The organism is Microbacterium sp. 18062 (assembly GCF_902706225.1).
Taxonomy (GTDB): domain Bacteria; phylum Actinomycetota; class Actinomycetes; order Actinomycetales; family Microbacteriaceae; genus Microbacterium.
This window is the reverse complement of sequence record NZ_CACSKB010000029.1, coordinates 24,735-51,453: the sequence shown is the minus strand read 5'-3', so window position 1 is coordinate 51,453 and position 26,719 is coordinate 24,735. Positions and strand designations below refer to the sequence as shown.

Below are 26,719 nucleotides of genomic sequence, written 5' to 3'. Positions count from 1 at the left end.
GTGGGGCGGGGTGGAGGCATCCCACAACGGCGGGACTCGGTTCCGCGGGTGGCGGGATGCGATTCCACAGCGTGCGGCCGTCGGGAGCTGCCGCCGACATACAATCCGAGCCGAGGCGACGTCGCCCCGCGCAGTCCGCGCCCGGCGTCGCCGCGAGAACCGCAGAACCGCAGAACCGCAGAACCGCAGTGCGGAGAGGGAGGATCGGCGCACCATGGAGCGCGACATCTACGACGAGGACCACGAGGCGTTCCGCGACGTCGTCAAGGAGTTCATCAAGCGGTACGCGACGAACGAGAAGCGCGAGAAGTGGGATGCGGACGGCGAGATCGACCGCGCGACGCTCCTGGCCGCCGGTGAGTCCGGCATCATCGGCCTGTCCGTCCCCGAGGAGTTCGGCGGTGCCGGGATGCTGCAGGACTATCGGTTCCGCGCCGTCGTCAACGAAGAGGTCATCAAGGCGGGCCTGGGCTCGCTCGCCGGTGCCTTCGGCATCCAGGACGACCTGGCCGTTCCGTACCTCGCGCACTTCGGCACGCCGGAGCAGCAGCAGAAGTGGCTGCCCGGGATGGCGACCGGCGAGGTGCTCGGCGCGCTCGCGATGACCGAGCCCGGCGCCGGCAGCGATCTGCGCAGCATCGCCTCCGTCGCGAAGAAGGTCGACGGCGGGTGGATCCTCAACGGCGCGAAGACGTTCATCTCCTCGGGCAAGACCGCTGACATCGTCGTGACGTTCGTCAAGACCGGCGAGGGCAACCGACCCGACGCGTTCAGCCTCGTGCTGGTCGAGAACGGCATGGAGGGCTTCGACCATGGAAAGAAGCTGCACAAGATGGGCTTCGCCGGCCACGACACCGCCGAGCTGTCGTTCACGGACGTGTTCATCCCCGACGAGAACCTCATCGGTGGCGAGCCGGGCCACGGCTTCGTGCAGCTCATGCGCAACCTTCCGCTCGAGCGTCTGTCGATCGGCGTCGCCGCGGCCGCAGCATCCGAAGCGGCGCTGCACTGGACGCTCGACTACACGAAGAGCCGCGAGGCGTTCGGGCAGCCGGTCGCCGACTTCCAGAACTCACGGTTCGCGCTCGCCGACATCGCGACGACCGTCGACGTGCTCTGGGCCTATGTCGATCGCGCGATCGCCCTCTACGGCGAGCAGAGGCTCACGCCGGAGGAGGCCGCGAAGGTCAAGTTCTGGTCGACCGAGCGCGAATGGGAGGTCCTCGACAGCGCCGTGCAGCTGCACGGCGGCTACGGCTACATCATGGAGTACCCCGTCGCGCGCGCGTTCGTCGACGCCCGCGTGCACCGCATCTACGGCGGCACGAACGAGATCATGCGCGAGATCGTCGCCCGTCAGGTCACCGGACGCAGATAGCCCGACGCGGCGCTGCGCGTAGAGCGGATGCCGCATCCGCCCTACGCGTCGGCGGGTGCGGGCTTCGGGCGGCGCCGGGCGAGGCGGGCGACGCCGGCGCGGCCGAGACGGTCGGCGACCAGGATGCCGAGGGCGACGCCCGCGAGGCAGCTCGCGAGCGTGAGCGCGAAGAACCCCGCGATGAGCCCGGGGCCCATGCTCCACAGGTCGAACGTCTCGGCGGCGAGGACCGGATAGAGGACTCCCACGACCGCGGCGCCCGCGTAGTACTGCCACGTGCGCCACGACCGATAGAGCGCGAGCAGGAACGGCACCTCCGCGAAGAACGCCCACCAGACGGCGGCACCGAGGAACGGGAACACGACGAGGCCGGAGATGACGCCGACGAGGATGCCCGCGAGGGGCCGCTCGAGCAGCCGCAGCGCGACGGTCGCGGGCAGCAGCCAGAGTCCGGCGAGCGCCACCGACGCGAACGGGACCACGACGAACAGCGCCGACGACGCCCACCCGGCCGGCCACAGCAGCACCCCGCCGGCGACGCCGATCGCGGCGCAGGTCAGCAGGTAGACCGTCGAGACCCGGCTCATCGTGGGCTCTCGTCCGCCTTGGCGGAGTTCGGCGACGGCGACGCCGCGCCCACGCGCCAGTATCCGACGAAGCTGATGGCCTCCTTGTCGACGCCGCGTTCCACCAGGATGCGGCGGCCGCCGGTGGGCAGCGACTGCTCGCCGACGACGAAGGCGTGCACGCCGTCGGCGGGCAGGGCGACGTCGCGCAGGGTCTCGAGCGCGAGGGCGCCCGGTTTCGTCGCGGGGTCCCGAACGAGCCAGCGCACCTCGACGCCCGCGGGGCGGTCGAACTCCAGCGCATCGTCGTCGGCGGGAGTCTCGAGGATCGCGCTGCCGACCGCATCCGCCGGCAGCGTCGCGCAGATGTTGGCGACGGCGGGAAGGCCCGTCTCGTCCGCGACGAGCAACACGCTCTGCACACCTCGCTCGGGGTTGAACGACAGGCCCTCGTCGATGATGACGACGCTGTCGCCCGGCTGCGCGGTATGCGCCCAGCGCGAGGCGGGTCCGGCCTCGGGGCCCTCGCCGTGCAGCACGAAGTCGACGTCGAGCTCTGCCCCTGTGTCGCCGCTCGCGGGACGGAACGCCCGCACGGAGTAGTTGCGCATGACCGGCCGCATCCCGTCGGGGATGCGCAGGTACTTCAGGTATCCGAGCAGCTTGTTCGCCTTCGCGGGGATGCGCTCGAGACCCTCCTCGCCGCTGACCGGCAGGAAGATCCGGAACCACTGGTCGTACCCCATCGGCACGAAGCGGTCGATGTCGCCCTTCCCGAGCGTGATCCGCAGCCAGTGCGGCGAGAGACGTTCGGTGCGCAGCACCCGCAGGTGCAGCAGGTCCTGCGATGCGGGCTTGATGAGACGACTGGAACGGGCCATGGGAAACCTTCCGACGGATGAAGCGGGCGATGCGGATGACAGCGGATGCGGTGCCTCCGGCTGCCTCAGCCGGTGCCCCATGGGAACAGGAGTGCGAGCACGATGGCCGAGACCGCCCAGAACAGGAGCACGAACACCGTGTCGCGTGTGCGGAACGGCACGTCGTACCGCTCGGTGCGGTCGGGGTGGGCGCCGAACGCACGGGCGTCCATCGCGAGCGCGACGCGTTCGGCGTGCCGGATGGCGCCGGCCAGCAGCGGCACGATGTACCCGAGCCAGCGGGCCACCGCGGCGAAGGGGCCGCGGCCGCCGTGCGCTCCGCGCACCCGGTGCGCCTGACGGATCACGTCGAGCTCGTGCGCGAACCGCGGCACGAAGCGGAACGCCGCAAGCGCCGTGTACCCGATGCGGTACGGCACCCGCAGCTGCTGGACGAACGACCGCACCAGGTCGGGCCCGGTCGTCGTGAGTCCCGCGAGGAGCGCGAGCGCGATGATCGCGCCGAAGCGCAGCGCCGTCGCGAAGCCGATCGCGAGGGCGCCGGCGTACAGTCGCCAGCCGCCGATCTGCAGCATGACCGGGGTGGTGTCGATGAGCGAGGCGTCGGTCCACAGCGAGAAGCCGCATCCGATCAGCGCGATGACGGCCGGCACCGCGAGCAGGAGGATCGCGAGCATCCGCCCGCTGAGGCGGGCGCCGACCAGCAGCACGGCGTACGCGAGCACGAGGAACGCGAGCGGTGTCACGAGATCGCGCACGAACACGAGCACCACGGTCGCGGGGATCACCGCGGCGAGCTTCGCGAGCGGGTTCAGCCGGTGGAGGAACCGCACCGGGCTCGTCGGCAGCGCGCGGGCGAACGGGTCGGCCGCGGTGACGCTCATGAGAGGCTCCCCGGCAGATCCGTGAGCCGGGTGGCGCGGGCCAGCTCCGGATGCCGCGCCAGCCCCCGCAGGGCACGGCGCAGCGGCGGCACCCGGAGCCCCGCGCCCTCGACGAGCGAGACGTCGTCGAACACGTCGGCGGTGGGGCCCTGCGCTGCGATGCGGCCGTCGGCGACGACGATCATGCGGTCGGCGTACTCGGCCACCAGCTGCATGTCGTGGGTGACGACGATGATCGTCGTGCCGGCGGAGTTCAGCTCGGCGAGCAGGGCCAGCAGCTCGTCGGCACGCGCGCGATCCTGTCCGAACGTGGGCTCGTCGAGCGCGAGGACGGGCGCTCCGGCGACGAGCGCCGTGCCCACCGACAGCCGCCGCTTCTGGCCGCCGGAGAGCAGGAACGGGTGCGCGTCGGCCCGGTCGGCGAGCCCGAAGCGGGTCAGCAGCGCCGCCGTGCGGGCGCTCACCTCGGGGTCGGCGAGACGCTGCCGGCGCAGCCCGTGCGCGATCTCGTCGGTCACGGTGTGCGCGATGAACTGGTGCTCGGGGTTCTGGAACACGAACCCGATCCGGGACGGCAGGCTGCGGGCGTCGGCGCGGGCGACATCGACGTCGCCGACGTGCACGGTGCCGCGCGGGGCCGGAACGACCCCGGCGATCGCCTGGAGCAGGCTCGTCTTCCCCGCGCCGTTCGCCCCGACGATCGCGACGAACTCGCCGCGGCCGATGTCGAGCGACACGTCGTGCAGCACCTCGGCGCGGCCGCGCACCAGGGTGAGGTCGCGCACGCGCACCGCCGGTTCCGCATCCTTCGCCGGACGGATCTGCTCCCCCGGGCGAGCGAAGCGAGACGAAGGGACGGGCGGATGCTGCGCCAGGGCGGCGTGCAGCTCGTCGGGGGTGAGCGGCAGGGGATCGAGGACGAACCCGGCGGTGCGCAGGCGCAGACCCGCGAGAGCCGAGGTCGGCAGCCACACCCCGAGCCGGTGCAGCTCGGTCGCGCGGTGCCGCAACACCTCGTCGACCGGGCCGTCCGCGACGAGGTGCCCCTGCTGATCGAGCACGACGACGCGGTCGACGAACCCGACCGCCGCATCGAGGTTGTGCTCGACCAGCACGATCGACCGGTCGCCCGCGGCGACGACCTCGCCGAGCGTCGCGTAGACCTCCTCGATGCCCTGCGGGTCGAGGTTCGCCGTCGGCTCGTCGAGCACGAGGAGGGGCGACCCCATGGCCAGTGCCGCCGCCACCGCGAGGCGCTGCCGCCCCCCGCCCGAGAGCACGTCGGGGTTCTCGTGACGGCGGCGCCAGAGGCCCACTCGGCGCAGGGCGTCCTCGGCGCGGCGCAGCACCTCGTCGACCGGCAGGCGCAGGTTCTCGGGGCCGAAGGCGACCTCGTCGAGGAGCGTTCCGGTGACCAGCTGCGCGTCGGGGTCCTGAAACACCATCGCCACGTGCGTGCTCAGGGCGGCGACGCTGGTGTCGACGGTCGAGACGCCCTCGATCTCGACGGCGCCCTCGAGGGTCGCCGGCACCGCGTGCGGGATCAGCCCGTCGAGGGCGAGCGCGAGCGTGGACTTGCCCGATCCGCTCGGGCCCAGCAGCAGCACGACCTCGCCGCGGCCGATGTCGAACGACACGGACGCCGGAGAAGGGCGCGTCGCGCCGTCGTGCGTGATCGCGAGCTCCCGCACGCGCAGCAGGGGCGGCGCGACCGGGGCCGGGTCGGCGTTCGCGCGAGTCGGAGCAGGCGACGAAGGTGAATCGGGCACGGCACATCCAGGTCGGGTCGGCGGGTGGCCCTCTTAACTTAGCCGGCCCTAACCAGTGCGGGAAGGTGAACGGTCGGCGGCCATCCCCGTCAGCAGCTCCCGGATGCCGGTGCGATATGCCTCGGCCAGGTCCTCGGCGGGCAGGCCGCACAGCAGTGCGAACTGCAGCCCGCGCCAGTCCGCGACGATGCGGGTGGCCGCCCGTTCCGAGGCCGTGCCGGTGTACCCCTCCGCCTCGAGCACCTGCCGCACGAGCGTGACCCACCCGGTGCCGAGCTCGGCGAGATAGTCCGCCCACTCGTCCGGCGCGCTGATCGCGACGCCGAACTGATGGAAGAACATGACCAGGTACGGACGGTTCTCCGCGGCGCCGATGTCGCTCCAGGCGCGCAGCAGCCGGTCCTCGAGGGGCAGGTCGTCGGCCGCCAGCCGGTCGAACACGGCCGCGAGATGCGGGAACCGCTCGGTGGCGACATCCGCCGCGGCCTCCAGCAGCTTCGCCTTCGATCCGAAGTAGTAGAGCAGCATGCGGTTGTTGGAGCCGATCTGCCGGGCGATGCCGGACAGGCTGTGGTCGAGCAGGCCGTTCTCGAGCACGAGATCGGCGACGAGGCCGGCCAGGCGGCGACGCTCGGGGGAGTCGGTGACGGGCATGCCGGCCTCAGCGTCGGCCGGTGCGCACGACGCCCGCGCGGCGCAGGCCCGTGCCGACCCACAGCCCGATCGCGGTCCACACGACCGGCGCGAGCACGGACAGGACGAGGTAGGCGATCTGTGCCCACGGCTCGTACGTCGCGATGTGCGCGGCGAACGCCACCGCGACGGCGATGACGACGCCGATCACGACCGCGGAGACGAAGAACCGCCATGCCTGCCAGGCGCGGTAGCGGGTGAGGGCGGCGATGAGCTCTTGGATGCCGCCGAAGAGGATGGCGGTGCCGAGGTAGCGCAGCGTCCACTGGGGACTCGTGGCGCTGGCGACCAGGGCGGCCAGCACGTGGGTGAGCAGCGCCACCCACGGCAGCCGCAGCACCTCCTGCGCGACGATCCCGGGCAGCACGTGCACGCCCAGGACGAATCCGTAGGCGATGGGAGCGACGAGCAGGACACCGGGGGTGATCCATCCGGCGATGCCGCCGAGGAGCCCGGTCACCACGCCGATCGCCGCGCAGGTGAGGAGGACGCGCGTTGACATGACGGCGGAACGGGCCACGTCCCCAGCGTAGCCGCGACTCGGGCCGCTTCATCGCCCCATCGCCCCGATCCCGAGCCCCCGGTCCCACCTCCCTCCATCCGCGAGACTGCATGCTGGCGCCGAGACTGCGGGGCAACCCCACGGTCTCGGCGCTCACGTGCAGTCTCACGGCCCGGGGCGCGGGTCAGATGCCGCCCACCAGGCTCGAGACCAGGTTGATGGTGGCCGCGAGCACGACGACCCCGAGGAAGAACGACAGCAGCGCGTGGCGAAGCACCTCGCCGCGGAACCCGTCCGCCGTGAGGTCGGTGTCCGAGACCTGGTAGGTCATCCCCAGCGTGAAGGAGAGGTACGCGAAGTCGAGATAGCGGGGGCGCTCGCGCTGATTGAAGTCCACCCCGGCTTCTCCGGCGCGGTAGTAGAGGGCGGCGTAGCGCAGCGTGAACAGCACGTGCACGAGGAACCAGGATGCCGCGACGGTCACGAGCGCCACGCCCGCCAGCGCGAACCGGGCCGCGCCCCGCACCGACCCGGACTCGATCAGCACCAGCCCGATCGCGCCGAAGCTGGCCAGGCTCGCCAGGACGAGCAGCCCCTGTGCCACCGGCTGGGTCGGATCCTCCCGCGTCGCGTGGGCCGCCGTCTCGTCGGGGCCGAGACGGAGCACCGTCAGCCACACCCAGATCGTGTACGTCCCGGCGGCGGCGATCCAGCCGACCGCGGGCGCGTAGTCCCACGAGCCGACGAGACCCACGACGACCGACACCGCGACGAGCACGACGAACAGCCCCGCGACGCGCACCCCCGCCCTGTGCCGGAACGAGTGGAAGTCCCCGGACGGATGCGGCGCCTCGTCCCCGTCGGTCATCCCTCGTCCCCGGGGGCGCGGCCGGGCGGCAGGTCGATGTCGAGGCCCTCGACCTCGTGCTCGTGCAGGTACCTCGCGACGAAGGGGCACAGCGGAACGACCGTCTCGCCGCGGGAAGCGACATCCGCCATCGCCGCGCCCACCAGGGTGGACGCGAGCCCGCGGCCGGAGAAGGCCGGGTCGACCTGAGTGTGCGGAAAGACGAGGCGTCCCTGCGCGTCGACCTCGAACTCCGTGAAGCCGGCGAGCGCGACGCCGACTCGCACCTCGTATCGCCCCTCGGCGTCGTTGCGGTCGACGCGCACCGGGCCCTCGTCGGCGGTCATGGCGGTTCCTTCTCCTCGCTGGGTCCCACGCTAGGCCGCGCGGGTGCCGGGCGCTACGCCCGCCGCCCGTCCGCGCCCGCCCGTCAACCCCGTGGCGGCGGGGCCGGGCCTCTGCCTAGGGTGGGCGGCACGAGGGAGGAGCCCCCCATGACCGATCTGTTCCGCGCCGACGACCCGGCGACCGAGAAGCACCTCCGGATGCTGTCCGGCGACCTCATCGCGTGGTTCACGTCGATCGGCTCCGACGGCGCCCCGCGTGCCGTGCCGGTGTGGTTCTTCTGGCACGACGGCCGGATCTCCATCCTGAGCGAGCCCGACACGGTCAAGGTCGCCAACGTGAAACGCGACCCGCGCGTGCTGGTGCACCTGAACGCCGGCGGCCCGCACGGCGACGACGTGCTGGTGCTGCGCGGCACGGTCGAGGTCGTCGACGGTGGTGCGAGCGACTGGATCGCCCGCCACCACGAGCCGTACGAGGAGAAGTACCGCGAGGCGATCGCCGCCTACGGCACGCCGCTCGAGAGGTTCGCCGAGACGTTCTCCACCCTCATCGTGTTCACGCCCGAGCGCGTGCTCGGCTGGTAGCCCCGCCGCCTCGTACGCGTCGGCGCCCGGCCCGTCGTCAGCCTGCATCCGGCAGACTCGGGGGATGACCGCATCCCTCGTCGAGCTCCTGAGCACCGCCGGCGACGACGCGGATGCGGTGTACGACGCGTTCCTCGCCTGGACCATCGACCGGGGGCTCGAGCTGTACCCCGCGCAGGACGAGGCGGTGATCGAGCTCGTCTCCGGCGCGAACGTGGTGCTGTCGACCCCGACCGGGACGGGCAAGTCGCTCGTGGCCGTCGCCGCGCACGCGGGGTGCTTCGCCCGCGGCGGCCGCACCTACTACACCGCCCCCATCAAGGCCCTCGTCAGCGAGAAGTTCTTCGCGCTCGTCGAGATCTTCGGCGCCGCGAACGTCGGCATGGTGACCGGCGACTCCGCGGTGAACCCCGATGCGCCCATCGTCTGCTGCACGGCTGAGATCCTCGCCAACCTGGCGCTCCGCCACGGCGCCGACGCGGATGTCGACCAGGTCGTCATGGACGAGTTCCACTACTACGGCGACCCCGACCGCGGCTGGGCGTGGCAGGTCCCGCTGCTCTCGCTGCCGCGGGCGCAGTTCCTGCTCATGTCGGCGACGCTGGGAGACGTGACCCCGATCACGGCCGACCTGGCGCGGCGGACGGGGCGCGCGACGGTCGAGGTGACCGGCGCGGAGCGGCCGGTGCCGCTGCACTTCTCCTACGCCCGCACGCCCGCCCATGAACTGGTCCAGACGCTGCTCGACGAACGCGAGGCGCCGGTCTACATCGTGCACTTCTCGCAGGCCCAGGCCATGGAGCGCGCCCAGGCGCTCGCGAGCGTCAAGGTCGCCACCCGGGCCCAGCGCGACGAGATCGCCGAGGCGATCGGCGGGTTCCGGTTCACGACGGCGTTCGGCAAGACCCTGTCGCGGCTCGTGCGCGCCGGGATCGGCGTGCACCACGCCGGCATGCTGCCCCGCTACCGACGGCTCGTCGAGACGCTCGCGCAGCGGGGGCTGCTCCGGGTCATCTGCGGCACCGACACGCTCGGCGTCGGCATCAACGTGCCCATCCGCACGGTGCTGATCACGGCGCTGTCGAAGTTCGACGGCACGAGGATGCGACAGGTGAGCGCACGCGAGTTCCATCAGATCGCGGGCCGGGCGGGCCGCGCCGGTTTCGACACCTACGGCAACGTCGTCGTGATGGCCCCCGAGTGGGAGATCGAGAACGCCGAGGCGCTGCGCAAGGCCGGAGGCGACGCCGCGAAGCGCAAGAAGATCGTGCGCAAGAAGGCGCCCACCGGCGTCGTGAACTGGGGAGAGGGATCGTTCGAGCGCCTCGTCGAGGCGCCGCCCGAACCCCTCGTCCCCCAGATGCAGCTCACCGCGGCGATGCTGATCAATGTGATCGGCCGCGGCGGCGACGTGTTCGCGGCCGTCCGGGCGCTCGTGTTCGACAACCACGAGCCGCGGGCGCGCCGATACGCGCTCGCGCGTCGGGCGCTCGCGATCTTCCGGACCCTCCGCACCGCCGGCGTCGTCGAGACGGCGCCGGACGGCACCATCCGGCTGACCGTCGATCTGCAGCCGAACTTCGCGCTCAACCAGCCGCTGTCGCCGTTCGCGCTCGCCGCGATCGGCCTGCTCGACCCGTCGGACGCCGAGGGCTCGGTCGGCACAGCCCACTACGCGCTCGATGTGGTGAGCGTCATCGAGGCGACCCTCGACGATCCGCGACCGGTGCTCGCGCAGCAGCAGTTCAAGGCCCGCGGCGAGGCCGTCGCCGCCATGAAGCGCGACGGCCTCGACTACGACGAGCGGATGGCGGCGCTCGAGGAGGTCACCCACCCGAAGCCGCTCGCGGAGCTGCTCGCCCAGTCGTTCGAGGTGTTCGCCTCCGGCCAGCCGTGGGTGCGCGACTTCGAGCTGCGCCCGAAGTCGGTCGTCCGCGACATGTTCGAGCAGGCGTTCTCGTTCGCCGAGTTCGTCTCCTGGTACCAGCTCGGCCGCAGCGAGGGGCTCGTCCTGCGCTACCTGAGCGATGCCTACCGCGCGATCCGGCAGACGGTGCCCGCCGAGGCCCGCACCGATGAGCTGCTCGACATCGTCGAATGGCTCGGCGAGCTCGTCCGGCAGGTCGACTCGAGCCTCATGGACGAATGGGAGAGCCTCGTCGACCCGGATGCGGCGACCCCCGGCGAGGCGATCGTGCCGCCGGCCCCGCCCTCGGTGCTCGTGAACCGCCGCGCCTTCACCGTGCTGGTGCGCAACGAGCTGTTCCGCCGGGTGACCCTCGCCGCCCGTCAGCGCGACGACGAGCTCGTCGCGCTGGATCCTGAGGCGGGCTGGCCCGCGGCCCTCGACGCCTACTTCGACGAGCACGACGAGATCCTCACCGGGGGAGCCGCGCGGTCGCCCGCACTGTGCGTCATCGACGAGGCGGAGGCCGCGAACGGCAGCTGGCGCGTCGAGCAGATCCTCGACGACCCCGCTGGCGACCATGACTGGCGGATCCGCGCCGAGGTCGACCTCGGCGCATCCGCCGACGAGGGCACCGCCGTGGTGCGGGTGACCGGGGTGCTGCGGCTGTAGCCCGGCGGACGGCGTGAGGCGGCCCGTGTCGACCCCTCAGTCGTCGGACCGATGGGGCATCGCGCGCCTCACGCGCCCCGCAACATCGCTTCCGCCCCACCGATCCGACGACTGGCGACCTGTCCGGCGGTGGCCGTCGCGGTGGCGGGTCACCGGGTGGCCGGGGCGGGCCACGGCGGTCGGCGGGAGGGTACGGTGGGACGAGGTGCCGTAGCAGCGTCGCCGCATCCCTTCGCAGATTCGTCATGCCCCAGATCCCGACATCCCCTCCCGCGGGCGCCATCGCCGCGGACGCGGTGCTCGTCGTCGGCGCCGGACGGCTGGGCACCGCGCTGGTCGCGGCGCTGACGGATGCGGGCGTGGACGTCCGGGGCCCGGCGGGGCGCGGGGCGAGCGGGGAGGACGCCGCCGTCGTCCTGCTCGCGGTGCCCGACGCCGCGATCGCCGAGGCGGCCGCGCTCATCGCGCCCGGCCGCCTCGTCGGGCACCTCTCCGGCGCGACGACGCTCGCTCCGCTCTCGCCCCACGCGGCGTTCAGCATCCACCCGCTGATCACCGTGACCGCCCGGACGCGTTCGTTCACCGGCGTCCCCGCCGCCCTTGCCGGCTCGAGCGCCGCCGCGCTCCGCACCGCGCAGACGCTGGCCGCGGCGCTCGGCATGGCGCCCTTCGAGGTCGCCGACGCGGACCGCACGGCCTACCACGCCGCCGCATCCCTCGCCTCGAACCTCGTCGTCGCGCTCGAGAGCGTCGCAGAGGCGCTGGCGGGCACCGCCGGGGTGGACCGCGCCGCGCTCGTCCCGCTGGCACGGGCCGCGATCGACGACTGGGCCGTGCTCGGCGCCCGGGCCGCCCTGACCGGTCCCGTCGTCCGTGGCGACGAGCCCACCGTCCAGGCCCAGCGCGCCGCGGTGGCGGAGAGGCTGCCCGCACGGCTGGCGTTGTTCGACGAGCTCGTCTCGGCAGCGCGAGACCTCGCCGGCGCCGCGCCGCCCTCCGATGCGCGCTCGGGAGAGGAGCCAACATGACGATCATCCATACGGTCGCGGGACTGCGCGCGCATCTCGAGGACGTCCGTGGCCACAGCATCGGCTTCGTGCCGACGATGGGCGCCCTGCACGAGGGGCACCTCTCGCTGCTTCGCGCGGCGCGCGCCGAGAACGACGTCGTCGTGCTGTCGATCTTCGTCAACCCGGCCCAGTTCGACGACCCCTCGGATCTCGCCGCCTACCCGCGCACGATCGAGCACGACGTCGAGCTCGCGAGGTCGGTGGGCGTCGACGTCGTCTTCGCTCCCGACGTGGACGAGGTGTACCCGGACGGATTCGCCACGTCGGTGAGCGTGCGCGGTCTCGTGGCCGAGACGCTCGAGGGCGCTCGGCGCGGCGCCGGCCATTTCGACGGGGTCGCGACCGTCGTCACCAAGCTGCTGATGGCCGTGCTTCCCCGCGTCGCGTACTTCGGGGCCAAGGATGCGCAGCAGGTCGCAGTGGTGCGACGGCTGGTCGTCGACCTCGGCATCCCCGTGCGGATCGCGGTCTGCCCGACCTCGCGCGACGACGACGGGCTCGCCCGATCGAGTCGCAACACGCGTCTCTCGCCCGAGGAGCGCGACCGCGCCCTGAGCATCCCGCGGGCGCTCGCCGCCGTCGAGACCGCCGTCGCCGCCGGCGAGACCGACGCGGCGGCCCTGCGCTCCCGCGCGACGGATATCCTCGGCGAAGGGGGCACCGCGCCCGAGTACGTCGCCTTCGTGGATCCGCTCACGTTCGTGCCGGCGCCCGTGCTCGAACGCCCGGTGCTCATGGCGATCGCCGCGCGCGTGGGCGCCATCCGCCTGATCGACAACACCGTGCTCACACCCGGAGGCCGTTGATGCCATACATCCTGACCCTGCCGATCCGCGACGGGCGTGCCCCCGTCGTCGGAGCGCCGTCATGACCCGCTCGCAGACGACCCTCCGCCGCCTCCGCGAGATGAAGGCGGCGGGTGAGCAGATCGTCATGGTGACCGCCTACGACCACCCGACCGCGCGCGCCGCCGACGCGGCCGGTGTCGACATCGTCCTCGTCGGCGACTCGGCCGCACAGGTCGTGCTGGGCTACCCCTCGACCGTGTCGGTGAGCGTCGACGAGATGCTCGTGCTGACGGGCGCCGTGCGCCGTGGCGTCGAGGTGGCGCTCGTCGTCGCCGACGTGCCGTTCGGGTCGACCGAGGTGTCCGACGAGCAGGCGATCGCGACGGCCTTGCGCTTCGTGCGGGAGGCCGGCGCGGATGCGGTCAAGCTCGAGGGGGCGGGACCCGCCCGGCTCAGCCGCATCCGGGCGATCGTCGGGGCGGGCATCCCGGTGGTCGGCCACGTCGGGCTCACGCCGCAGACCGCGACGGCTCTCGGCGGCATGCGCGCTCAGGGCCGCACGGAGCAGACGGCCGCCCGCCTCGTCGATGACGCCTTCGCCGTGCAGGATGCGGGAGCGTTCGCGCTCGTCGTGGAAGCCGTGCCGGCCGAGGTGATGGCGGTGGTGCTGCCGGAGATCGACATCCCCGTCATCGGGATCGGCGCGGGCGCCGCAGACGGGCAGGTGCTCGTGCTGCACGATCTGCTCGGCATCACCCAGGGGCGGGTGGCGACCTTCGTCAAGCGGTTCGCCGCGGTCGGCGAGGACATCGACGCGGGGCTCACGGCGTACGCCGAGGAGGTGCGCAGCGGCGTCTTCCCCGGCCCGGAGCACGTGTACCCGGCGGGGCAGGAGGCGGTGGCCGCGGCTCGTGCGGCCGTAGCGCGGCGCGCGCGCCCCTGAGCCCCTGTCGTGCCGACGTCGCCCCGGGTCGTCGGATCCGTGGCACGGATGTGGCCGGACGAGGCGGGTGAGCGCCGTGCACGGCGTCGCGTCCGACGACTGAACGCGTATCGCACCGCAGTTCCTGGGCCCCTGCCGCAACCCCGGGGCGCATGTCGGGCATTCGGGGGAGGATGGGGGCATGGGCGCGAGCGGGAGAGGGATGCGGGCGGCCGCGGCCATCGTGCTGGTCGCGGCGGCGCTGCTCGCGGGCTGCGCGGCGGAGCGCCCCGCGCCGACCACGTCGCCGACCCCGATCCCGACCCGCACCGAGACCCCGACCCCGACCCCGGTCGATCCGGTCGAGCGGCTCAGCCTCGAGGAGCGGGTCGGACAGCTGTTCATGGTCGGCACCTCGGTCGACGGGGCCGACCCCACGACCCTCGCCGCCGTCGCCGACCGGCACGTCGGCGGGGTCTTCCTGCATGGGCGGTCGTCGGCCGGGGCCGCCGTGACGGCGCAGCTCGTGGCTCAGTTCACGTCCGCGCACGATCCGGCGTCCCCCCGTCTCTGGGTCGCGACCGATCAAGAGGGCGGCGACGTGCAGGTGCTGTCGGGCGAGGGGTTCGAGCCCATGCCGACGGCACTCACCTCGGCGCAGCGCGACGACGCGACTCTCCGCGCCGACGCCGCGCGGTGGGGCTCGCAGCTCGTCGCGGCGGGCGTCGACATGAACCTCGCCCCGGTCGCCGACATCGTGACGAGCCCCGAGACGGCGCGCGACAACAAGCCGATCGGCATCTACAACCGCGAGTACGGGTTCGACGAGGCGACGGTCGCCGCGAAGGCCGGCGCGTTCGCGCAGGGGATGCGGGACGCCGGCGTGCTGCCGACCCTCAAGCATTTCCCGGGCCTGGGGCGGGTGACCGGCAACACGGACTACGCGGCGGACGTCGTCGACACCGTCGTCGGAGCGGATTCTCCCGACGTGAGCGTCTACCGCACGCTTCTGCCCCAGGGGCCGGCGGTCGTCATGATGGCCACGGCGGTCTACCAGCGGATCGACCCGAGCGCCCCCGCCGCGTTCTCCGCGCCGGTCGTGACCGGCCTGCTGCGCGAGGCCCTGGGATTCGACGGCGTGGTGATGACCGACGATCTGTCGGCGACCGCACAGGTGGCCCGCTGGGCGCCCGCCGACCGCGCGATCCTCGCGATCGACGCGGGAGTCGATCTGCTGCTCGTGTCGGCCGATCCCTCCGTCCTCCCCGAGATGTACGACGCGGTGCTCGCCCGGGCGCACGCCGACCCGGGGTTCGCGGCCAAGGTGGATGCGGCGGCCGGCCGAATCCTCGATCTCAAGTCCACGTTCCCCTGACCTGCTTCGTCCCGGGGCGTCGGCGGAGCGTTGCTCGATCCGGGCCGCGCCGCTACGGCCGAGCGCCGGCGACGGCGGCGCTCAGCGCCGCGCGACAATGCTCGGCGAACACGGCGGCCTTGCGGTTGAGGGGTTCGCCCTCGCGGCTGGCGAGCACGATGTCGAGACCGGGAACGTCGTCGGTGAGCGGCACGGCCGTGATGCGACCGCCGTCGTAGGTGCGACCCACCGCCGGGCGTTGATGGAGCAGGGAGTATCCGTGTCCGCGCGCGACCATTGCCCGCACCGCCTCGAAGCTGGCGAAGCGGTAGCGGATGGTGGGTGTGAGGCCGCGACTCGTGAAGACGTCGGTGAAGTAGTCGCGGCTGATGGGCATGTCCAGCAGCACCATGGGCTCGGTCGCGAGCTCGGCGAGGGACAGACGCCCGCGGAGGGCGAGGGGGTCGTCTTCGGCGAGGGCCACGTAGAGGGGAGCCGTGGCCAGGCGCTCTTTGCGGATGCCGTCGCCAAGGCCCAGATCGTAGGTGAGGGCGATGTCTATCGCGCGGCTGCTCAGGGAGCGCACGATCTCGTCGGCCGCATAGTCGCGGATGTGCGGTTCGATACCGGGATGCTGCTGCGCCAGGTCGAGCATGATCTGCGGGAGGAAGAACGGCGCCAGGCTGGGGAAGCAGGCCGCATGCAGGGTTCCGTCGAGGGCATCGGGGCGGAACGCGTCGTAGGTGTCGTCGACCGCGCCGAGAATGGCGCGGGTCCGGGTGAGCAGCTCCGTCCCGGTGGCCGTCAGCTGGAGGCCCTTCGTACGGTGGCGGATGAAGAGCTGCGTGTCGAACGTCTTCTCGAGCTGGGTGATCGCATTCGACACGGCCGACTGCGCGATGAAGAGATCGACCGCGGCGTCGGTCATCGAGCCCAGTTCCGCGGCGCGCGCGAAGTAGCTCAGCTGCGTGAGCGTGAATTCTCGGGATGATCTCATGAGGCGGTGATGTCTCCTCCCCCATCATGCGGCGTCAGCGTTTCGCATGTGTTTCGCAGATGCCCCATGCGCGCGGGATCTGTTGGATCTATGGAGACGGCGCGGTTCGAAGGGGAGCCGGCGGCTCGAACGGAGGCGCTCGGTCACCCTCGCACCGCTCCGCCGAGGATTCCGCGGATGAAGAACCTCTGGAGGACGAGTGTCACGACCACCGGCACGATCATGGCGAGGATCGCTCCGGCCGTGACCATGCTGAGCCCGCCGCCCGTCGACTGGATCATCCCGGCGACCGTCACCGTCACGGGTGCGTCGGAGGCGCTGCCGAGGAACAGCAGGGGGATGAGCAGGTCGTTCCACGACCACATGAACTGCATGATCGCGAGCGCGGCGAGGGCCGGCACGGACGTCGGGACGACGATGCGGAAGAACGCTCGGACGGGGCCGGCCCCGTCCAGCGCGGCGGCTTCGAGGATCTCCCCGGGGAAGGCGCGGAAGAAGCCGTAGAGGAGGAAGACCCCGAACGGGATGACGAAGCCGACCTGGTAGAACCACACGCTGGGGATGGAGCCGACCAGGCCGAGCTCGCGGAAGAGCCGCAGCACCGGCACGAGGGTGAGCTGAGGAGGAACGACGAGCAGCGCGACGGCGCTGACGAGCACCACCACCCGGCCGCGGAACCTCATCCGCGCGAGGGCGTAGGCGGCGATCGCGCTCAGCAGCACGGTGAGGATCGTCGTCGGGACGGTGATCAGGAGACTGTTGATCAGCGCTCGGCCGATGCCACCGGTCGTGATCGCGTCGGCGAAGTTGCGCACGGTGAACAGCGGATCGGTGATGATCGTCCACCACCCGGAGGTCACCGCGTCGTTCGGCGTTCTGAACGCGTAGACGATGACGCCGACCAGCGGGACGACCCAGAGGGTGGTGACGAGGATGAGCGTGAGGTGCACGGGTGCGCGGCGCGCGGCGCGCGAGATGCGGACGGCGGTGGGGGACATGGCTTAGCGCTCCGCTCGGAATCGCCGGACGTTGGAGACGATGACGGGGATCGACGCGACCAGGAGGACCACGGCGATGGCGGCCGCGTGTCCGAACTCCTGGGCGCGGAACAGCTCGGAGTACATGCGGTTGGCGATGACGTCGGTGTTGAAGCCGCCGTTGGTCATTGCGTAGACGACGTCGAAGACCTTGAGGGCGTAGATCACCTCGGTCGTGTACACGACGGCGATGGTCGGCGCGATCTGGGGGACCGTGATGTGCCAGAACACGCGGAACGGTCCCGCTCCGTCGAGCTGAGCGGCCTCGGTAGTCTCCTGGTCGACATTCTTGAGGGCCGAGGAGAGCATGACCATCGCCAGTCCGACGTCCGTCCAGACGGCCACGCCGATGAGCGAGAACGTGGCGATGGCGGGATCCGACAGGAACGCGACGGTCTCCCCGCCGAGCACGTCGATGAGCGCGTTGATCGTGCCGAGCTGTTCCGATCCGGAGGGCTGATACGCGTACATGAGTCGCCAGATCACCCCCGCCGCCACCAGCGAGATGGCCGTCGGCAGGAGCATGACGGTGCGGATGACGGCGCCGTAGCGCACGCGGTCCGCCAGCACGGCCATCACGAGGCCGATGGCGAGCGCGGCGATCGGGAGCACGACGACCCAGAGGAGGTTGTTCCGCAGCACCGGCAGCACCTGGTCGCTGAACACCCAGGCGAAGTTGTCGAGCCCGACCCAGCCGGTGCCGTCCGACCCCTGGAAGGAGAGCACGACCGTCTGCACGAGCGGATAGAGCAGGATCGCTCCGCCCAGAAGCGCTGGCAGGAGCAGCCATGCCCATGCGCGGGCGCCCTCCCGCCGGCGGTACGGAAGAAGGTCGACGAGGCGCTCTCCGACGAAGAGCCAGGCGATGACCGCCAGGGGGATGACAAGGACGCCGAGGACGGCGGTCGAGAGGGCGCTGAAGTCCACCGCCCCTCCTTTCAAGGGAACTCGAGCTGGGTGCGGTGCGGGCGATGTGCCCGCACCGCACCCAGTGGCGATGTGTCAGCCGGCCGCGAGCGAGGCCATGGTGGCCAGGTTCGCGTCGAGCGTCGACGGGTCCTGCACGAACTCGGCCGCGGTCTTGTTGAACTGCGCGTACATCTGCGCGGAGACCGCGTCGAGCGGGAACAGGACCAGGGTGTCCGCGCCCAGGATCTCCTCGGAGATGTTCGCGAGGATCTCGTTCGGGTAGACCGAGGGGTCGACCCCCGTGTTGGCGGGAACCCAGTTGCCGGTGGCGGCGATCAGGTCCGCGTGCTCGGCCGACGCGAGGTAGGTCATGAGCGCGGCCACCTCGGGGCGGTCGGAGAACGCCGAGAGGATGGTGCCGCTGTAGCCGTCGACATCCGCGTACTCCGGGGTGACCGTGGGCAGCGGCAGGAAGTCGATGTCCGTGATCGGCTCGAGCGACGGGTCGGAGGACAGCACCATGGACGCGGTCCAGGTGCCCCAGTGCTCGATCTCGCAGTTCGCCGGATCGGTGTACATGCCGGCGTGCGCCGCGCCCGGGTCGGTGGAGAGGATGCCGCTGGGGCCGCCGTAGACGGTCTCGTCGTCGGCGACGACCTGCGAGAGCAGATCGAACGCCGCCCGTACCTCGGGCGAGTCCCAGGAGGCCTCGCCGGACGCCAGCGCGTTGACGAACTCGGGCCCGGCCTGCTTGATGAGCAGGTGCTGCGTGAAGTACGCGGCCGGCCAGCCGGTGGTCGCTCCGGAGCTCAGCCCCATGCACCAGGGTGTCGTGCCCGACGCCGCCGTGTCCGCGGCCCAGTCCGTGAGCTCGTCCCAGGTGACGTCAACGCCGGTCGGGCCGTCGTAGTTGTTCGGGTTGTACCAGAGCATGTAGTTGTCGACCATCGTCCAGAGCCCGTAGTTGGCGCCGTCGATCGTCGTCGCCGAGCGGAACCCGTCCGCGAAGCTCTCGGTGAGGAGGTCCTCGCCGACGAGCTCGTTGAGGTCGTGCAGGTCGCCGGTCTCGGCGTAGCGGGCGAGGGTGCCCGGTGTCAGCGAGGCGATGTCGATCGGCGTGCCGGCCTCGATGTTGGTCTGGATGATCGTGTCCTTGTCCTCCGTGCCGGTGAACTCGACCGTGACGCCGGTGGCCTCCTCGAACGGCTCGAGGGTGGCGAGGAACCGCTCACGCTCATCGCCGCCCCAGGAGGCGATGAGGCTCACGGTCGTGCCGTCGAGGTCCTGGCCGTCGGCGATCTCCGTCGCGCGGTCGGTCGCGGCGGTGATGAGCTCGGCGGAGAAGAGGCTCGATGAGCCGGAGGATGCGTCGTCGGTGCCGGCCACGTCGGCGCAGCCGGCGAGCAGGAGCGACGCGACGCCGAGAGTGGTGATCGCCGGCAGCACGGCCCGGCGGCGGGTGTGTTGGTGCATGGTGTCTCCCTAGTGATGTGGGGTTCGGGTGGTGCGCGGATCAGCGGAGAGGCGCGACGATCGGTGCGAGGTGGTCGATCGCGGCGCGGACGTCGGCGATCGGCCTCGGCGAGGCGTCGATCTCGATGAGTACGGGGTCGGTGAGACCGGCCTGCGCCATGACCGAGCTCCAGGCGGCCCAGTCGACGATGCCGGCGCCGGGGATGCGGCAGAGCTCGCGATGATGCTCGTAGACCGTCTCGTCGATGCGGAGGTCCCAGGAGATCGGACCGGTCGCGTCCTTCCAGTGGGCGGCGACGAGGCGCTGCCGGTGCCGGGACGCGACGGCGACGGGGTCGCCTCCGCCGAGCAGGATATGCCCGGCATCGGGGCACAGCCCGACGTAGAAGGGGTCGGTGGCGAGCATGTAGAGGTCGATGTCTCGTTCGAGCCACATTCCGGAGTGCGACTCGGTGTGCAGACCGAATCGGATGCCGCCGCGGTGTGCGATGAGTCCCACCTCGTGAAGCACCTCGGCCTGCCTCTCGACCTCGCCGATGCCGACGAAGCGAGTGCGTCCCTGGCCGCGGGTGGTCCGGGGCGGGACGCTGCCGATGAGCCAGGTGGCGCCGATCTCGGCGAGGAAGTCGACGTGCGTGCGGGTCTCCTCGAGCAGCGCGGTGGTGCCCCGGCCCGCGTAGCAGGCCGGATCCTCGAGCTCCGGAAGGTAGGCCCCGCTGAGGGAGAGGCCGCGTTCGGCCAGGACTTCCGAGAGGGCGTCGACGCTGCCGTAGGCGGCGACGGCGGTTCCCCGGTCGAAGGGAGCGCCCCCGACCTCGAACGCGGTGGCACCGCTCTCGTCGAGCAGGTCGAGCACGCGGTCCCAGAGGGCGCGCGGCGCATCGGCTCCTCGGCGCGCCAGCTCGTCTGCCCCCGACAGTCCCCAGAACGCGGGATCTGCGAACGTGTAGAGCTCCACGCCGAAGCGCGGGGGGCGGGGGTCGTTCACGGGGATGCCTTTCGGGGGCCGGTCGGGTTGCTGGGGAGCCTATGGAGCGCGGTGACGCAGGGCATAACAGCGAGAGCAGATGCAGTCCATCGAAATCGCCGAAGTCGCGGTGCGATCGCGGGACGGGAAACACCGGGGAAACATGGTGCGGCTGGAGGGACGCGCGGTCTGCCCCGCGTGAAGGAGCACCCTCGTCGGGAGCAGATTTCGAATGTGTTTCGCAGATGTATCCGCGTCGTTGCATCTGTGTATTCGATGCATGACTTGCGCGCAGCACATTTGCCGCGCTCGGGCGTCTCACCGAACACTGGGAGTCTCGCGGGTCGAATCCCGCTCGTCTGACGGCGTCAACGCCGCACCCCGTGGAGCACCGACATGCCAGAACCTGCAGAAGCCGCCCTGCACGATCGCTATGCCCGTGCGATGGACGGCGTCGCCACCTCGGTCGCCGTCGTCACGACCGACGGCCCTGCCGGCAGGTTCGGCCAGACCGTCCGCACCGTTGCCGGGGTGACCGACGAGCCGCCGACGCTCCTCGCCTGCCTCGACGGGCGCGGCCCGCTCGCCGAGGCGATCGCGGGTAACGGCGCCTTCCGGGTGAACCACCTGGCGGTCGGGCACGATCGCGTCTCCGATGCGTTCGCGGAGCAGCGGTCGGACGGCGCCCGGCACGACGGGTTCGCCTGCGGAGACTGGGCGGAGGATGCTCCCTCCGGTCCAGAGCTGCGCGACGCCCTGGCCTCGTTCGAGTGCCGCGTCGTCGGCACGCATGATGTCGGCACCCACGTGGTCGTCATCGGCGAGGTGCGCGACGTCTCTTCCACTCCGGGTGGCGAGCCGTTGCTCTCCCTCGAGCGCGTCTACCGGCGCGTCGAGGAGCTCCCGCTGTCGGTCTTCCCCGACTTCCCCCCGGCCCATCCCCCCTACGAGAGGACCAGGAACGCACGATGATCCGCATCGGAGACGAGGACCGGAGACCCATGACGGGCGACCGCGGCAGCTGCATCGACGGTGAGCGGTGAACGCCGCGCGTGACGGAGCGGAGGTCGCGATGGTGAGCGAGGAGATCGAGGTCCTCGTCGTGGGAGCGGGCCAGGCCGGCGTGGCGATGAGCGAGCACCTGATGGGCCACGGCGTGCCGCATCTCGTCGTGGAGCGCCACCGCGTCGCCGAGCGGTGGCGCTCGGAGCGGTGGGACTCCCTGGTCGCGAACGGGCCTGCGTGGCACGATCGCTTCCCGGGACTGGAGATCGCGGATCTGGACCCTGACTCCTTCGCGTCGAAGGATCAGGTCGCGGACTACCTTGTGGCCTACGCGGAGAAGTGCCGGGCGCCGATCCGGTGCGGCGTCGAGGTGACCGCGGTGCGCAAGAACGTCGGCCGGGCCGGCTTTCGCGTGGAGACGTCGGACGGGCCCATCGACGCACGTTACGTCGTGGCCGCGACGGGCGCGTTCCAGCGGCCGGTCATCCCGGCGCTCGTCCCCGACGACGCGGGACTCGTGCAGATCCACTCCAGCTCCTACCGCAACCCGCAGCAGCTGCCCGCCGGCGCCGTCCTCGTGGTCGGAGCCGGGTCGTCGGGCGTGCAGATCGCCGACGAGCTCCGGGCCTCGGGCCGCCAGGTGCACCTCTCCGTCGGACCGCACGACCGGCCCCCGCGGCGCTATCGCGGCCGCGACTTCGTCTGGTGGCTCGGGGTGCTCGGCAAGTGGGAGGCGGCCACACCGCCACGGGGCGCGGAGCACGTCACGATCGCGGTCAGCGGGGCGCACGGCGGCCACACCGTGGACTTCCGTGCCCTCGCCGCCGACGGCATCGAGCTCGTCGGCCGCGCCGTGTCGTTCGCCGACGGACGCATCCGCTTCGCGACGGACCTCGCCGCCAACGTCGCGAACGGCGATGCGAACTACCTGTCGCTGCTCGCCGAGGCCGACGCGTACGTCGAGCGCAACGGCCTCGACCTCCCCGAGGAGGCAGCCGCTCACGTCCTGGGACCCGATCCGGAGTGCGTGACCGACCCCGTCCTCGAGCTCGACCTCGCAGGCGCGGGCATCACGTCGATCGTCTGGGCGACCGGCTTCGCCGCCGACTACGGCTGGCTGCAGGTCGATGCGTTCGACGAGAACGGCAGGCCGGAGCACCGACGCGGGGTGTCGTCCGAGCCCGGCGTCTACTTCCTCGGGCTGCCATGGCAGTCGCGCCGCGGATCGAGCTTCATCTGGGGAGTGTGGCACGATGCGAAATACCTGGCCGACCAGATCGTGATCCAGCGCGGCTACGCCGCATACGCCGCCGACGCAGGGCCCGCAGCGACCGGGTACGTCGCGGTCGCGGGGATCGAGGATGCGGCGCGGCTGTCCGGCACCGTCGCCCTCGGAACGGAGAGCACCCGATGAGCACGCCAACGCACGCCCGCATCCGTCCCTTCAACACGAAGGAGACCTACCCGGAGCAGAGCCTCGACAACGATCTGTGCCAGGCCGTCGTCGCGAACGGCGTCGTCTACCTGCGCGGGCAGATCGGGCAGGATCTCGAGACCCGGGAGAGCGTCGGCGTCGGCGACGTCGCGGCGCAGGCGGAGAAGGCGATGGCGAACATCGACCTGCTGCTGCGGGAGGCGGGCAGCGGGCTGCGCGACATCGTGAAGGTGGTCGTCTATGTGACCGACATCCGCTACCGCGAGGCGGTGTACCGGGTGATGGGACGCTGGCTGAAGGGTGTGTACCCGGTGTCGACGGGGCTCGTAGTGGAGGCTCTCGCCCGGCCGGAGTGGCTGGTGGAGATCGACGCGACCGCCGTGATCAGCGGGGAGGCGTCATGACCTTCTCCCTCGCCGCGCGCGACCCGCGGACGGGCGCCTTCGGCATGGTGATCAGCTCGTCGAGCCCGGCGGTCGCCTCGCGCTGCCTGCACCTGCGTCCCGGCGTAGGTGCGGCCGCCTCGCAGAACGTGACCAACCCGGCGCTCGGCCCGGCGCTGCTCGACCTGCTCGAGCAGGGGGCGACGGCGACGGATGCGATCGCGCGGGTCGCCGCCTCCGAGCCGTATCCGCGGTTCCGGCAGCTCACCGTCGTCGACCGGGAGGGGCGCACCGCCGTGTTCTCGGGAGACCGCGCGCTGGGCACGTACGCCGACGCGGCAGGCGACCAGTGCGTCGCCGCCGGCAACATGCTCGCGGGCGCTCACGTGCCCCGCGCGATGCTCGAGTCCTACGAGGCGAGCGTCGCCGCCACCTTCGAGGAGCGCCTGCTCGCCGGCTTCCTCGGCGCGCTCGCGGCCGGAGGCGAGGAGGGCCCGGTGCGCTCGGCGGGACTCGCCGTCGTGGAGCGCGCCGCGTGGCGGGTGACCGACCTGCGCGTCGACGACGCCGACGACCCCGCCGCCGAGCTGACGAGGCTGCTGGCCCTCTGGCTGCCGCAGAAGCAGGACTACCTCACGCGTGCCGTCACCCCGGTGGAGGCGCCGTCGTACGGCGTGCCCGGAGACCTGTGATGGATGCGGGCGGGCTCGCGCAGCGGGCGGCCGAGAGCATCGACGCCGAGCTCGAGGCGCTCCTCGGTATCAGTCGCCGGCTGCACGCGAACCCCGAGACGGCCTGGCAGGAGCACGCCGCGGCGGCGCTGCTGGCCGACGAGCTGGAACATCGCGGGTTCGCCGTCCGGCGCGGTGCGGCGGGACTGCCCACCGCGTTCGTGGCCGAGTTCGGGGAGGGGCCGATCACGGTCGGTCTCGTCGCCGAGTACGACGCGCTGCCGGGACTCGGGCACGCCTGCGGCCACAACGTGATCGCCGCGGCCGCCCTCGGCGCCGCCGGCGCCCTCGCCGGGCTCGCCGACGAGCTCGGGATCCGCATCCGGGCGATCGGGAGCCCGGCCGAGGAGGGCGGGGGAGGAAAGATCCCGCTGCTGGAGGCCGGATGCTTCGACGACCTCGCGTTCGCGATGATGATCCACCCCGGACCCGCCGACGCCGTGTACGCCCGGCCCCGCGCCGTCGCGCACTTCGAGGTCGTCTACCGCGGCGTCGGCTCGCACGCCGGGGCCTACCCGCACCTCGGACGCAACGCCGCCGACGCCTTCACGATCGCCCAGGTCGCGATCGGCCTGCTGCGGCAGCAGCTGCCCGACTCCGCGCGCGTGCACGGGATTCTCACCGAGGCGGGCACGGCGCCGAACGCGATCCCCGACCTCGCCCGCGGCTCCTGGTACGTGCGCGCCGACACCCTCGCCGAGCTCGACGACGCCTTCGAGCGGGTGAGGGCCTGCTTCGCCGCGGGCGCGCAGGCCACCGGATGCACGTGGGAGCTGGTCGAGACGAGCCCCCGCTACGCGGAGTTCCGCAACGACGACGGGCTCGCCCGGCTGTTCGCCGCCCGCGCCGCAGCCCTCGGTCGCGACATGGACGTCGACGAGACGGGGCCGCGGGGGATGGCCACCGCCTCCACCGACATGGGCAACGTCTCGCAGCGGGTGCGCGCCCTCCATCCGTATCTGGGGATCGACTCGTTGCCCGCGGTCAACCACCAGCCCGCCTTCGCCACCGCCGCGGCCGCCCCCGCCGCCGACCGCGCGGTGCGCGACGGCGCCGTGCTGCTGGCCCAGACCGCCATCGATGCGGTGCTCGCCGATACGACATCCCAGGAGGACTGACATGCGCACCCGAGTCGAATGGGAGCAGCTCGCCCGCTCCGTCGAGCCACGACGCCGCGCCTTCATCGGCGGGGCGTTCGCCGACGCCGCCGACGGCGAGGAGTTCGCCACCGTGAATCCCGCCACGGGCCTCGTGCTCGCCACGGTCGCCCGCGGAAAGGCCGTGGACGTCGATCGCGCCGTGGCCGCAGCCCGCCGCGCGTTCGACGCCGGCGGATGGTCGCGCGCAGCGCCCGCCCATCGCAAGGCGGTGCTGCTGCGCCTCGCCGAGGCGATCCGCGCCCACGCCGACGAGCTCGCGCTGCTCGACACGCTCGACGGCGGCAAGCTCATCACCGACACCACGACCACCGACATCCCGGGCGCCGCGGCGATCCTGCAGTGGTACGCGGAGGCGATCGACAAGCAGTACGGCGAGGTGGCCCCCACCGCCCGGGCGGATCTCGCGATCGTCACCCGCGAGCCGCTGGGCGTGGTCGGCGCCGTGGTGCCGTGGAACTACCCGCTCGAGATGGCGATCTGGAAGCTCGCGCCCGCGCTCGCGGCGGGCAACAGCGTCGTGCTCAAGCCCGCCGAGGAGTCGCCGCTGTCAGCGCTGCGCCTGGCGGAGCTCGCCGTCGAGGCGGGGCTGCCCGACGGCGTGCTGAACGTCGTGCCCGGCTACGGCGAGGAGGCCGGCCAAGCGCTCGGCCGGCATCCCGATGTCGACGCCGTCGCGTTCACCGGCTCCACCACCGTCGGCAAGCTGTTCCTGCGCTACGCCGGCGAGTCCAACATGAAGCAGGTCTGGCTGGAGTGCGGCGGCAAGAGCGCTAACCTCGTCTTCGCCGACGCCGCCGACCTCGACCTGGTCGCCGACAGGGCCGTCTTCGGCATCTTCGGCTGCTCCGGCCAGGTGTGCTCGGCGAACTCCCGCCTCCTCGTGGAGGAATCGATCGCCGACGAGCTGCTGGAACGCATCCGGACGCGTGCGGCGGCACTGCGCGTGGGGAACCCCCTGGACCCCTCCTCGACGATGGGTCCGCTCATCAGCGAGCGGCAGCTGGAGCGGGTGCTCGGCTACGTCGCCGCCGGCCGTGTCGAGTCGGCGCTGGCCTTCGGCGGCAACCGGCTCCACGAGGCCGGCGGCGGCTACTACGTCGAGCCCACCGCATTCCGCGACGTGCCGGACGCGGCGGTGATCTCCCGGGAGGAGGTCTTCGGGCCGCTGCTGGCGGTGTCGACCTTCCGCGACGAGGCCGAGGCGGTCTCCCGCGCGAACGCGAGCGAGTTCGGCCTGGCGGCATCCGTGTTCACCGACAGCCTCGCCCGTGCCCGCCGCGTCGCGCGCGACCTGAACGCCGGCACCGTGTCGGTCAACACGGTCGACGCCCTCGACGTCACCGTCCCGTTCGGCGGCGTCAAGCAGTCGGGCTTCGGCCGCGACCTCTCGCTGCACGCCCTCGACAAGTTCACCTCGCTGAAGACCACCTGGTTCGCGGGGCCCCAGGAAGGATGAGC

Annotated in this window: 26 protein-coding genes; 13 read left to right on the top strand and 13 right to left on the bottom strand. The window is 72.0% G+C overall.

The window, feature by feature from the left end:
* Positions 1-214 precede the first annotated feature (214 nt).
* Positions 215-1,378 carry an acyl-CoA dehydrogenase family protein gene (locus GVL03_RS11925; protein ID WP_159501221.1) on the top strand — a complete coding sequence of 388 codons (1,164 nt, stop codon included), beginning with the start codon at positions 215-217 and terminating at the stop codon, positions 1,376-1,378.
* Between the two features lie 41 nt (positions 1,379-1,419).
* On the opposite strand, the gene GVL03_RS11920 is transcribed toward GVL03_RS11925, so the two are convergent.
* The 8 genes from GVL03_RS11920 to GVL03_RS11885 all read right to left on the bottom strand — a co-directional run bounded on the left by GVL03_RS11920 (position 1,420) and on the right by GVL03_RS11885 (position 7,867).
* The gene (locus GVL03_RS11920) at positions 1,420-1,965 is read right to left on the bottom strand and encodes an ECF transporter S component (RefSeq protein WP_159501220.1); all 546 of its coding nucleotides are present in this window, start codon (positions 1,963-1,965) and stop codon (positions 1,420-1,422) included.
* Positions 1,962-2,825: a siderophore-interacting protein gene (locus GVL03_RS11915; protein WP_159501219.1), complete on the bottom strand. Its 864-nt coding sequence runs from the start codon at positions 2,823-2,825 to the stop codon at positions 1,962-1,964. Before GVL03_RS11915 ends, GVL03_RS11920 begins: the two co-directional genes overlap by 4 nt.
* A 65-nt stretch (positions 2,826-2,890) precedes the next feature.
* Positions 2,891-3,709 carry an energy-coupling factor transporter transmembrane protein EcfT gene (locus tag GVL03_RS11910; protein WP_159501218.1) on the bottom strand — a complete coding sequence of 273 codons (819 nt, stop codon included), beginning with the start codon at positions 3,707-3,709 and terminating at the stop codon, positions 2,891-2,893.
* Positions 3,706-5,478, bottom strand: coding sequence for an ABC transporter ATP-binding protein (locus tag GVL03_RS11905; protein WP_159501217.1), 1,773 nt, complete (start codon positions 5,476-5,478; stop codon positions 3,706-3,708). The genes GVL03_RS11910 and GVL03_RS11905 overlap by 4 nt, the downstream gene beginning before the upstream one ends.
* A gap of 48 nt (positions 5,479-5,526) precedes the next feature.
* Positions 5,527-6,132 carry a TetR/AcrR family transcriptional regulator gene (locus tag GVL03_RS11900; RefSeq protein ID WP_159501216.1) on the bottom strand — a complete coding sequence of 202 codons (606 nt, stop codon included), beginning with the start codon at positions 6,130-6,132 and terminating at the stop codon, positions 5,527-5,529.
* 7 nt (positions 6,133-6,139) lie between these two features.
* Positions 6,140-6,691 (bottom strand): ECF transporter S component, encoded by a 552-nt coding sequence (locus tag GVL03_RS11895; protein ID WP_159501215.1) that lies wholly within the window; start codon positions 6,689-6,691, stop codon positions 6,140-6,142.
* Positions 6,692-6,857: 166 nt separating this feature from the next.
* Complete coding sequence (locus GVL03_RS11890; protein WP_159501214.1) at positions 6,858-7,541, bottom strand: DUF1345 domain-containing protein; 684 nt, start codon at positions 7,539-7,541, stop codon at positions 6,858-6,860.
* Positions 7,538-7,867 (bottom strand): GNAT family N-acetyltransferase, encoded by a 330-nt coding sequence (locus GVL03_RS11885; protein ID WP_159501213.1) that lies wholly within the window; start codon positions 7,865-7,867, stop codon positions 7,538-7,540. Before GVL03_RS11885 ends, GVL03_RS11890 begins: the two co-directional genes overlap by 4 nt.
* A 147-nt stretch (positions 7,868-8,014) precedes the next feature.
* Here GVL03_RS11885 and GVL03_RS11880 point away from each other — a divergent pair, with 147 nt between their 5' ends.
* The 6 genes from GVL03_RS11880 to GVL03_RS11855 all read left to right on the top strand — a co-directional run bounded on the left by GVL03_RS11880 (position 8,015) and on the right by GVL03_RS11855 (position 15,185).
* A complete protein-coding gene (locus tag GVL03_RS11880; RefSeq protein ID WP_159501212.1) occupies positions 8,015-8,452 on the top strand; it encodes a pyridoxamine 5'-phosphate oxidase family protein in 438 nt (145 codons plus the stop codon).
* Positions 8,453-8,516: 64 nt separating this feature from the next.
* Positions 8,517-11,030, top strand: coding sequence for an RNA helicase (locus tag GVL03_RS11875; protein ID WP_159501211.1), 2,514 nt, complete (start codon positions 8,517-8,519; stop codon positions 11,028-11,030).
* Positions 11,031-11,275: 245 nt separating this feature from the next.
* Positions 11,276-12,058 carry a Rossmann-like and DUF2520 domain-containing protein gene (locus GVL03_RS11870; RefSeq protein ID WP_159501210.1) on the top strand — a complete coding sequence of 261 codons (783 nt, stop codon included), beginning with the start codon at positions 11,276-11,278 and terminating at the stop codon, positions 12,056-12,058.
* On the top strand, positions 12,055-12,906 hold the full coding sequence (panC, locus tag GVL03_RS11865) for a pantoate--beta-alanine ligase (RefSeq protein WP_159501209.1): 852 nt from the start codon (positions 12,055-12,057) through the stop codon (positions 12,904-12,906). The genes GVL03_RS11870 and panC overlap by 4 nt, the downstream gene beginning before the upstream one ends.
* A 61-nt stretch (positions 12,907-12,967) precedes the next feature.
* Positions 12,968-13,831 carry a 3-methyl-2-oxobutanoate hydroxymethyltransferase gene (panB, locus tag GVL03_RS11860; protein ID WP_159501208.1) on the top strand — a complete coding sequence of 288 codons (864 nt, stop codon included), beginning with the start codon at positions 12,968-12,970 and terminating at the stop codon, positions 13,829-13,831.
* A 181-nt stretch (positions 13,832-14,012) separates the two neighbouring features.
* Positions 14,013-15,185, top strand: coding sequence for a glycoside hydrolase family 3 N-terminal domain-containing protein (locus tag GVL03_RS11855; RefSeq protein WP_235038141.1), 1,173 nt, complete (start codon positions 14,013-14,015; stop codon positions 15,183-15,185).
* Positions 15,186-15,237: 52 nt separating this feature from the next.
* Here GVL03_RS11855 and GVL03_RS11850 read toward each other — a convergent pair whose 3' ends face one another.
* The 5 genes from GVL03_RS11850 to GVL03_RS11830 form a co-directional block, all read right to left on the bottom strand.
* Positions 15,238-16,161 carry a LysR family transcriptional regulator gene (locus GVL03_RS11850; RefSeq protein WP_159501207.1) on the bottom strand — a complete coding sequence of 308 codons (924 nt, stop codon included), beginning with the start codon at positions 16,159-16,161 and terminating at the stop codon, positions 15,238-15,240.
* A gap of 143 nt (positions 16,162-16,304) precedes the next feature.
* The gene (locus GVL03_RS11845) at positions 16,305-17,159 is read right to left on the bottom strand and encodes a carbohydrate ABC transporter permease (protein ID WP_159501206.1); all 855 of its coding nucleotides are present in this window, start codon (positions 17,157-17,159) and stop codon (positions 16,305-16,307) included.
* 3 nt (positions 17,160-17,162) lie between these two features.
* Positions 17,163-18,125, bottom strand: coding sequence for a carbohydrate ABC transporter permease (locus GVL03_RS11840; protein ID WP_159501205.1), 963 nt, complete (start codon positions 18,123-18,125; stop codon positions 17,163-17,165).
* Between the two features lie 75 nt (positions 18,126-18,200).
* On the bottom strand, positions 18,201-19,580 hold the full coding sequence (locus GVL03_RS11835) for an ABC transporter substrate-binding protein (protein WP_159501204.1): 1,380 nt from the start codon (positions 19,578-19,580) through the stop codon (positions 18,201-18,203).
* Between the two features lie 40 nt (positions 19,581-19,620).
* Entirely contained in the window at positions 19,621-20,568 is a 948-nt protein-coding gene (locus GVL03_RS11830; protein WP_159501203.1) for a sugar phosphate isomerase/epimerase, read from the bottom strand.
* A 375-nt stretch (positions 20,569-20,943) separates the two neighbouring features.
* Between GVL03_RS11830 and GVL03_RS11825 the strand changes: the two genes are divergently transcribed.
* From GVL03_RS11825 to GVL03_RS11800, 6 genes are all read left to right on the top strand, one after another.
* The gene (locus GVL03_RS11825; RefSeq protein ID WP_159501202.1) at positions 20,944-21,519 is read left to right on the top strand and encodes a flavin reductase family protein; all 576 of its coding nucleotides are present in this window, start codon (positions 20,944-20,946) and stop codon (positions 21,517-21,519) included.
* A 100-nt stretch (positions 21,520-21,619) separates the two neighbouring features.
* Positions 21,620-22,966 (top strand): NAD(P)/FAD-dependent oxidoreductase, encoded by a 1,347-nt coding sequence (locus GVL03_RS11820; RefSeq protein ID WP_159501224.1) that lies wholly within the window; start codon positions 21,620-21,622, stop codon positions 22,964-22,966.
* Positions 22,963-23,391, top strand: coding sequence for a RidA family protein (locus tag GVL03_RS11815; protein ID WP_159501201.1), 429 nt, complete (start codon positions 22,963-22,965; stop codon positions 23,389-23,391). The genes GVL03_RS11820 and GVL03_RS11815 overlap by 4 nt, the downstream gene beginning before the upstream one ends.
* On the top strand, positions 23,388-24,062 hold the full coding sequence (locus GVL03_RS11810; protein WP_159501200.1) for a DUF1028 domain-containing protein: 675 nt from the start codon (positions 23,388-23,390) through the stop codon (positions 24,060-24,062). Before GVL03_RS11815 ends, GVL03_RS11810 begins: the two co-directional genes overlap by 4 nt.
* The gene (locus tag GVL03_RS11805) at positions 24,062-25,219 is read left to right on the top strand and encodes an amidohydrolase (RefSeq protein ID WP_159501223.1); all 1,158 of its coding nucleotides are present in this window, start codon (positions 24,062-24,064) and stop codon (positions 25,217-25,219) included. The genes GVL03_RS11810 and GVL03_RS11805 overlap by 1 nt, the downstream gene beginning before the upstream one ends.
* A gap of 1 nt (position 25,220) precedes the next feature.
* Positions 25,221-26,717 carry an aldehyde dehydrogenase gene (locus tag GVL03_RS11800; RefSeq protein ID WP_159501199.1) on the top strand — a complete coding sequence of 499 codons (1,497 nt, stop codon included), beginning with the start codon at positions 25,221-25,223 and terminating at the stop codon, positions 26,715-26,717.
* The last annotated feature ends 2 nt before the right edge of the window (positions 26,718-26,719 follow it).

Excerpts from the sequence above, each read along its gene's own strand:
- GVL03_RS11925 (WP_159501221.1), top strand. The coding sequence starts at position 215 with ATGGAGCGCGACATCTACGACGAGGACCACGAGGCGTTCCGCGACGTC.
- GVL03_RS11920 (WP_159501220.1), bottom strand. The coding sequence starts at position 1,965 with ATGAGCCGGGTCTCGACGGTCTACCTGCTGACCTGCGCCGCGATCGGC.
- GVL03_RS11915 (WP_159501219.1), bottom strand. The coding sequence starts at position 2,825 with ATGGCCCGTTCCAGTCGTCTCATCAAGCCCGCATCGCAGGACCTGCTG.
- GVL03_RS11910 (WP_159501218.1), bottom strand. The coding sequence starts at position 3,709 with ATGAGCGTCACCGCGGCCGACCCGTTCGCCCGCGCGCTGCCGACGAGC.
- GVL03_RS11900 (WP_159501216.1), bottom strand. The coding sequence starts at position 6,132 with ATGCCCGTCACCGACTCCCCCGAGCGTCGCCGCCTGGCCGGCCTCGTC.
- GVL03_RS11890 (WP_159501214.1), bottom strand. The coding sequence starts at position 7,541 with ATGACCGACGGGGACGAGGCGCCGCATCCGTCCGGGGACTTCCACTCG.
- GVL03_RS11885 (WP_159501213.1), bottom strand. The coding sequence starts at position 7,867 with ATGACCGCCGACGAGGGCCCGGTGCGCGTCGACCGCAACGACGCCGAG.
- GVL03_RS11880 (WP_159501212.1), top strand. The coding sequence starts at position 8,015 with ATGACCGATCTGTTCCGCGCCGACGACCCGGCGACCGAGAAGCACCTC.
- GVL03_RS11875 (WP_159501211.1), top strand. The coding sequence starts at position 8,517 with ATGACCGCATCCCTCGTCGAGCTCCTGAGCACCGCCGGCGACGACGCG.
- GVL03_RS11870 (WP_159501210.1), top strand. The coding sequence starts at position 11,276 with ATGCCCCAGATCCCGACATCCCCTCCCGCGGGCGCCATCGCCGCGGAC.
- panC (WP_159501209.1), top strand. The coding sequence starts at position 12,055 with ATGACGATCATCCATACGGTCGCGGGACTGCGCGCGCATCTCGAGGAC.
- panB (WP_159501208.1), top strand. The coding sequence starts at position 12,968 with ATGACCCGCTCGCAGACGACCCTCCGCCGCCTCCGCGAGATGAAGGCG.
- GVL03_RS11855 (WP_235038141.1), top strand. The coding sequence starts at position 14,013 with ATGGGCGCGAGCGGGAGAGGGATGCGGGCGGCCGCGGCCATCGTGCTG.
- GVL03_RS11850 (WP_159501207.1), bottom strand. The coding sequence starts at position 16,161 with ATGAGATCATCCCGAGAATTCACGCTCACGCAGCTGAGCTACTTCGCG.
- GVL03_RS11845 (WP_159501206.1), bottom strand. The coding sequence starts at position 17,159 with ATGTCCCCCACCGCCGTCCGCATCTCGCGCGCCGCGCGCCGCGCACCC.
- GVL03_RS11835 (WP_159501204.1), bottom strand. The coding sequence starts at position 19,580 with ATGCACCAACACACCCGCCGCCGGGCCGTGCTGCCGGCGATCACCACT.
- GVL03_RS11825 (WP_159501202.1), top strand. The coding sequence starts at position 20,944 with ATGCCAGAACCTGCAGAAGCCGCCCTGCACGATCGCTATGCCCGTGCG.
- GVL03_RS11820 (WP_159501224.1), top strand. The coding sequence starts at position 21,620 with ATGGTGAGCGAGGAGATCGAGGTCCTCGTCGTGGGAGCGGGCCAGGCC.
- GVL03_RS11815 (WP_159501201.1), top strand. The coding sequence starts at position 22,963 with ATGAGCACGCCAACGCACGCCCGCATCCGTCCCTTCAACACGAAGGAG.
- GVL03_RS11810 (WP_159501200.1), top strand. The coding sequence starts at position 23,388 with ATGACCTTCTCCCTCGCCGCGCGCGACCCGCGGACGGGCGCCTTCGGC.
- GVL03_RS11805 (WP_159501223.1), top strand. The coding sequence starts at position 24,062 with ATGGATGCGGGCGGGCTCGCGCAGCGGGCGGCCGAGAGCATCGACGCC.
- GVL03_RS11800 (WP_159501199.1), top strand. The coding sequence starts at position 25,221 with ATGCGCACCCGAGTCGAATGGGAGCAGCTCGCCCGCTCCGTCGAGCCA.